Consider the following 5,919-nt stretch of genomic DNA (forward strand, 5'->3'; position numbering starts at 1 on the left):
CGGGCCGGTGGCCATGAAACGTCAACCCGGCACGGCACCCGCCGGTCAGACCGGGACCGTCCCACCGCAAGGCGGGACATGCCGATCAGTCGCTAAAGCGCACTGACAGGTAACGGTTAGACGCGGGTGCGGTCGAGGCCGTAGGTGAGGGCGTCGACGAGGGCGTGCCAGGACGCCTCGACGACATTGGGGTGGACGCCGACGGTGGTCCAGTCGCGGCCGGTGCCGGCGGTCTCCACCAGCACCCGGGTGACCGCGCCGGTGCCGTGGCTGCCCTCCAGGATGCGGACCTTGTAGTCGGCCAGCTCGAAGTCGCGCAACTCGGGGTAGTGCCGGGCCAGCGCGGTACGCAGGGCCTCGTCCAGGGCGTTGACCGGCCCGTTCCCCTCGGCGGTGGCGATCACCCGCTCGCCGCGTACCCGGATCTTCACGGTGGCCTCGGAGACCACCGCGCCGTCCTCGCGGTGCTCCACGATCACCCGGTAGGACTCCAGAGTGAACGGACGCGGCACGGCACGGTCCGGCAGCTCCGCGCGGACCAGCAGCTCGAACGAGGCGTCGGCGGCCTCGAACGACCAGCCGCCGGCCTCCAGCTCCTTTACCCGCTTGGTGACCGTGGCGAGCGCCTCCGGGTGGCCGGCCAGGTCCAGACCGAGCTCGCGGCTCTTGAGCTCGATGCTGGCCCGGCCGGCCATCTCCGTCACCAGGATCCGCATGTCGTTGCCCACCACCGACGGGTCCACGTGGTTGTAGAGCAACGGGTCGACCTTGATCGCGCTCGCGTGCAGTCCCGCCTTGTGGGCGAAGGCCGCGGCCCCGACGTACGCCTGGTGGGTGTCGGGGGCGATGTTGGCGATCTCGGCGATGGCGTGCGAGACCCGCACCATCTGTTCCAGGCAGCCCGCGGGTAGGACGGGCAGCCCGAGCTTGAGCTGGAGGTTGGCGACGACCGCGAAGATGTCGGCGTTGCCGGGGCGTTCGCCGTACCCGTTGGCGGTGCCCTGGAAGTGCCGGACGCCGGCCTCGACGGCGGCGATGGTGTTGGCGACGGCGCAGGCGGTGTCGTTCTGGCAGTGGATGCCGAGCAGCTCCGGGGCCACCCCGGTACGCGCGGTGACGTCGGTGATGGCGGCGGTGACCTGGGACGGCAGCATGCCGCCGTTGGTGTCGCAGAGCACGAACCGCTCCGCCCCGGCGGCGAGCGCCGTCTCCAGCACCGCCGCCGTGTACGCCGGGTCGTGGCGGTAGCCGTCGAAGAAGTGCTCCCCGTCGACGAAGACCCGCCGGCCCTGCCCGACCAGGTAGGTCACGGTGTCCCGGATCATCGCCAGGTTCTCCTCGGCGGTGGTCCGCAGCGCCCGCTCGACGTGCCGCAGGTCCGCCTTCGCGACCAGGGCCACGGCCGGCGTCTCCGCGTCGAGCAGCCCGCGCACCTGCGGGTCGGCCTCGACCGCCACCCCGGCCTTGCGGGTGGCGCCGAAGGCGACCAGGATCGCGTGCTTCAGGTCCAGCTCCGTGCGGGCCCGACGGAAGAACTCGGTGTCCTTGGGCACCGCGCCCGGCCAGCCGCCCTCGATGAACCCGACCCCGAGGTCGTCGAGCAGGCGGGCCACCGCCAGCTTGTCGACCACCGAGTAGCTGAGCCCCTCGCGCTGCGCGCCGTCGCGCAGCGTCGTGTCGTACACCTGGAAGGTCATGGGAGTCCTCTTCTCGAACCTGCGGGGAGCAACAAAAAGACCCCCCGCGGATGCGGGAGGTCTGCGCGCTCGGCGAGAGGGAATGCCGGCGCGCTAGCTGCCAATAATCAGGACGGAGCTGGTCACGGTCCGTACTCTGCCACCTCGACCCTGGTTTTGGGAGGCGAAATCCACATATCGGGACGGTGACGGAGGGTGGCCATACCCGACGGGCGGCCAGGTGCGGCACAGTACGCGCCGCCGGTGATCGACTTCACAAGTGATCCGCCCGCCGAGCGGCGGAAACGCGGCTGCGGAAGTATCTGGAACCGATCCAGTTACCGGCCCTGCGCCGCTGTCAAGGAGGACCTGTGCTCACTGTCGGTGACCACTTCCCCGAGTACGAACTCACCGCCTGCGTGTCCCTGGACGCTGACAAGGCGTTCGAGACGATCAACCACAAGTCCTACGAGGGCAAGTGGCGTGTGGTCTTCTTCTGGCCCAAGGACTTCACCTTCATCTGCCCGACCGAGATCGCCGAGTTCGGCCGGCTCAACGGCGAGTTCGCCGACCGGGACGCCCAGGTGCTCGGCGTCTCCGTCGACAACGAGTTCGTCCACTACGCCTGGCGCAAGGACCACCCGGACCTGCGCGAGCTGCCCTTCCCGATGCTCAGCGACATCAAGCGCGAGCTGACCGCCGCCTGCGGCGTGCTCGGTGAGGACGGCGTGGCGCAGCGGGCCACCTTCATCGTCGACCCGGACAACGAGATCCAGTTCGCCATGGTCACCGCCGGCTCGGTCGGCCGGAACGTGTCCGAGGTGCTGCGGGTGCTGGACGCGCTGCAGACCGACGAGCTCTGCCCGTGCAACTGGAACAAGGGCGGCGCCACCCTCGACGCCACCGCGCTGCTCGCCGGCGCCGGAGCCTGACCGTGGGGCTGGACGCGGTCAAGGCGGCCCTGCCCGAGTACGCCAAGGACATCAAGCTCAACCTCGGCTCCACGATCAGCACCTCGACGCTGAAGCCGGAGCAGGCCTGGGGCACCGCCCTGGCCTGTGCGGTCGCCGCGCGCAACCCGGTGGTGCTCCGGGAGATCGCCGCCGAGGCGGCCGGTCACCTCACCGCCGAGGGGATCGAGGCGGCCAAGGGCGCCGCCGCGATCATGGCGATGAACAACATCTACTACCGGGCCAAGCACCTCATCGGTGACGAGCAGTACGCCTCGATGCCGGCCCGGCTGCGGATGCAGATCATCGCCCGGCCCGGGGTGGACAAGGGCGACTTCGAGCTCTGGTGCCTCGCCGTCTCGGCGATCACCGGCTGCGGGGTGTGCCTGGAGTCGCACGAGAAGACCCTGCGGGCGTCCGGGTTCACCCGGGAGCAGGTGCACGAGGGGCTGCGCATCGCCGCCGTCGTGCACGCCGCCGCGGTGGCGCTGGACGCGGAGGCCGCACTGGCCTGAGTCACAGGTGTACCGATCTCCGCACCGGGTACCAAAGGGTTCGACAGGAACATCCCCCGAGAAAGTCGAGAAAGGGAGTGTGGACGCCATGGAGCGGCTCGACCCTCGAACGACCCACGGGACGCCGGACCCGCTGACCCAGGGTGGTCAGGGCGCCTTCGCGGGCGGCGCGCCCGCCGGGCGTTTCGATCCGTGGAGCTACCGGGACGAGGCCGGCATCACCGGCATCGACCTGGTCGGCTACAAGGTGGAGGCGACGGACGGCGGCATCGGCAAGGTGGACCGGGCCAGCCACGAGGTGAACTCCAGTTACCTCGTGGTCGACACCGGACCGTGGATCTTCGGTAAGAAGGTCATGCTGCCGGCCGGTACCGTCAACCACGTCGACCACGACGAGCGGAAGGTCTTCGTCGACCGGAGCAAGGACCAGATCAAGGCCGCGCCCGAGTACGACGAGAGCACCGACACGGATCCGGCGTACCGGGAGAAGCTCGGCGGGTACTACGACGACACCTACTCGTCGATCCCGCCGGGTACCGCCCGGTAACGGAGACACCTGCGCAGGCGGCCGGCGGGGCACCGAGGTGCTCCGCCGGCCGTTACCGTGTCAGGCGTGGACGCCACCGAGACCCCGCACCGTAACCCCTTCCCCGCCCTGTTCAACTTCCGCGACGTCGGCGGCCTGACCGGCCACGACGGGCGCCAGGTCCGCCGGGGCCGGCTCTACCGCTCCGACTCGCTGCACCGGATCACCGAGACCGACCAGGCGGCGTTCACCGCCCTCGGCATCCGCACCGTCATCGACCTGCGCCGCCCCACCGAGGTGGCCCGCGACGGCCGGGTGCCGGCGTACGACGGGCTCACCTACCGGCACATCCACCCGGAGCACCAGGACTGGGCCACGGTCCCGTACGACCCGGAGGAGAGCCTGGCCCGCTGGCTCGCCGACCGGTACGCCGCCCTGGCGCAGACCGGCACCGCCGGGCTGGCCGAGGCGGTCGGGCTCATCGCGGACAGCGTCAACGCGCCGCTGGTGGTGCACTGCGTGGCCGGCAAGGACCGCACCGGGGTGGTCTGCGCGCTCACCCTGGCGGTGCTGGGCGTGGCCGACGACGACATCGCCGCCGACTACGCGCTGAGCACCGAGGCGTCCGAGCGGTTCAGCGCCTGGGTGGCCGCGACGCTGCCGGAGGTGGAGCAGCCGCCCCGCCCGTACCTCGCCTCCCCGGCCGAGGCGATGTCGCTCTTCCTCACGGAGCTGCGCGAGGGGTACGGCTCAGTCGACGGCTACCTGCGCCACGCCGGGGTGACCGACGCGCAGCTCGACGGGCTGCGGGCGCACCTGCTGGCCTAGCCGGCCAGCTCGACCAGCGGAAAGGCCCGGTGCCGCCGGGGCGGCACCAGGAAGTTCTGCCGGCGGGTGCAGGTCAGGAAGCGTTCCAGGCCGTTGTCCTGCTCGGCCACCCGGTGTTTGCGGGCCAGGTCCACGGCGGCCTGGCTACGCCGCATCCGGGCGAAGAAGTCGGCGGTCGGCACGAAGACGCTGAAGTGCAGCTTCGGCTGGCTGCTGCCGTCGGGCACGTCCAGGGCGTCGAAGCCGGGGCCGTCCACCCGCAGGTGCATCGGGGTGCCGTCCGGGGCCCGGGAGGTGCGCTGGAGAGTGGAGAGGTGCCCCATCCGCCGCTCGCCCCGGGGCAGGCCGATGCCGCGCGCGGTCCGCTCCGCGTAGTCCGGCCCGCGGTTCTCCGCCGGCAGGAACGACGGCCCGCCCCCGTCGGTGAGCTGGTCGGCGTTGCCGGGGTGCACCGGCGGTGCGTGGAACATGTACTGCACCCGCTTGGTGAAGTTGCCGTTCTCGCTCGGCGGGGTGTCCGGCGAGGCCATGTCGTAGAACTGGAGCATGTCGAGGATGACGTGCGACAGGTGCTGGATACCGCCGTTGTCCAGGTAGTCGCCGGGCCGGGCGGTGGTGAGCCGGGCCGAGGCGTTGCCGGCGAAGGTGCAGATCGCCGGCGGCCCGGAGGCGTTCACCTGCTGGTCGGAGAAGCCCATCCACATCGGCGAGTCCGGCTGGATGAACCGGGCGTACGGCAGGTGGTTCTGCTCGGCCACCGAGCGGGGCAGGCCGACCTGGGTGAACATGTGCCGGCTGGAGGTGACGGTGAGCAGCCCCGCGAACGCCGGCGACGGGGTCGGTCGGCCGGCCAGGGTGCCGCTGCCGTCGAACCAGGCCAGCACCTCCTGGATCACCGCAGCCCGGTCGCTGCGGAAGGTGAAGAGCAGGTCGTTCTGCTCGATCCGGACCGGCAGGGTGAACCGCTTCTTGGTGACCCCCGGGTTGTCCGGGTGGACGTCCGTGGGGCCCGGCTCGGCCTCCTCCAGCACCGAGCGGGCGGGGTCGGCGAGCAGCTTCGGCAGGTGCGCGCCGACCAGGTCGCCGGTGAGCCCGCCGGGCAGCCGGCGGAAGTACGGCAGGCCGTACGACACGAAGGTCATCAGACCGGCCGCGCCGAACGGGTACCGGGACTCCAGCGCGGCCAGCACCCGGGCCAGCTCGCGCTGGTCGGCCGGGGTGGGGGTACGGCCGAGGGCGGCGGTCAGGTAGACGGTGTGCACCGGCGGCATGACGAACGGGCCGCCGGTCGGTGAGGTCCGCTCGGGGGCGCTGTACCGGGCCACGTCGAACTGGATGTCGGGCAGCTCCGCCGCCCCGGACGGCGCGGCGGTGCACGGAGAGCCCCCCGGCGACCTCCGCCGGACCGGCCAGCAGGTCACTCA

At 71.5% G+C, this 5,919-nt stretch carries 6 protein-coding genes; 4 read left to right on the plus strand and 2 right to left on the minus strand.

What is annotated here, in order from left to right:
- Window positions 1-116: 116 nt before the first annotated feature.
- On the minus strand, window positions 117-1,697 hold the full coding sequence (gene cimA, locus ACWEVO_RS27945) for a citramalate synthase (RefSeq protein ID WP_452310474.1): 1,581 nt from the start codon (window positions 1,695-1,697) through the stop codon (window positions 117-119).
- A gap of 350 nt (window positions 1,698-2,047) precedes the next feature.
- Here cimA and ACWEVO_RS27950 point away from each other — a divergent pair, with 350 nt between their 5' ends.
- The 4 genes from ACWEVO_RS27950 (at window position 2,048) to ACWEVO_RS27965 (ending at window position 4,495) form a co-directional block, all read left to right on the plus strand.
- Window positions 2,048-2,608 (plus strand): peroxiredoxin, encoded by a 561-nt coding sequence (locus tag ACWEVO_RS27950; RefSeq protein ID WP_452310475.1) that lies wholly within the window; start codon window positions 2,048-2,050, stop codon window positions 2,606-2,608.
- 2 nt (window positions 2,609-2,610) lie between these two features.
- Window positions 2,611-3,141, plus strand: coding sequence for a carboxymuconolactone decarboxylase family protein (locus tag ACWEVO_RS27955; RefSeq protein ID WP_452310476.1), 531 nt, complete (start codon window positions 2,611-2,613; stop codon window positions 3,139-3,141).
- A gap of 88 nt (window positions 3,142-3,229) precedes the next feature.
- On the plus strand, window positions 3,230-3,688 hold the full coding sequence (locus ACWEVO_RS27960; protein ID WP_452310477.1) for a PRC-barrel domain-containing protein: 459 nt from the start codon (window positions 3,230-3,232) through the stop codon (window positions 3,686-3,688).
- 57 nt (window positions 3,689-3,745) lie between these two features.
- Window positions 3,746-4,495, plus strand: a complete 750-nt coding sequence (locus ACWEVO_RS27965; RefSeq protein ID WP_452310478.1) for a tyrosine-protein phosphatase — start codon at window positions 3,746-3,748, stop codon at window positions 4,493-4,495.
- On the opposite strand, the gene ACWEVO_RS27970 is transcribed toward ACWEVO_RS27965, so the two are convergent.
- Window positions 4,492-5,757 carry a DUF7405 family protein gene (locus ACWEVO_RS27970; protein ID WP_452310479.1) on the minus strand — a complete coding sequence of 422 codons (1,266 nt, stop codon included), beginning with the start codon at window positions 5,755-5,757 and terminating at the stop codon, window positions 4,492-4,494. The genes ACWEVO_RS27965 and ACWEVO_RS27970 overlap by 4 nt on opposite strands.
- Window positions 5,758-5,919 lie beyond the last annotated feature (162 nt).

The organism is Micromonospora sp. NPDC003776, from assembly GCF_053605645.1.